Source organism: Streptomyces sp. SID13666, from assembly GCF_010548325.1.
Classification (GTDB): Bacteria; Actinomycetota; Actinomycetes; order Streptomycetales; family Streptomycetaceae; genus Actinacidiphila; species Actinacidiphila fildesensis.
Window position 1 is genome coordinate 1 of record NZ_JAAGLX010000157.1, and the last position, 591, is coordinate 591.

1 pseudogene is annotated in these 591 nt (G+C 69.5%); it reads left to right on the forward strand.

Going from position 1 to position 591, the window contains the following annotated elements:
* Nucleotides 1-392 precede the first annotated feature (392 nt).
* Nucleotides 393-591 (forward strand): annotated as a pseudogene (locus G3I60_RS43875) (hypothetical protein); the annotation flags it as partial.

Consider the following 591-nt stretch of genomic DNA (forward strand, 5'->3'; position numbering starts at 1 on the left):
GGGCCGGTACGGCCGGGACTTCCCCTGGGCCCGGCTGGGCGCGGCCGCGCTGCGGTCGGCCGCGGACGGCGCGGGCTGGACGACGGTCGAGGAGTGGTCCGTGGCCGGCCGCCACTTCGTGGAGCTGCGGAACGACTGACTCCACAACGACTTCCTGCGGATCGGCGATCAAACGTCCCCTTCAGCGGGGTCGATGCACGCGACATGGGACCGCTTCCGCCGGTCCGAGTTCGTTTCCCGAAACGCATTGAGCCAACTGCCACGGCCGCACCGGCAGGGATGCCGCTCATCTCACTACTTATCAGGCCCCCAGGCGACGATCAGTCCTTACGGATTGTGGACACGGGCCCGTCGTGAGCCCATCAAGGCATACTCCTGCCACGGTGGAGGGTGTGGGAGTCCGCACCGTATGCACCTCAGTCCTCGTCGCCGCGCTGACCGCCGTCGTCGCCGTCACCATCCGGTCAGGAGGTTCCGAGGCACACCCGCGCCACCTCCTGTACTGGTACGCGGCGGCCTGGGTGCTGTTCGCCGGCGCCGCATGGACGGTCCGCAAGGTACCCGTGCGCGCCGCCGTGGTCCTGGTGCTCG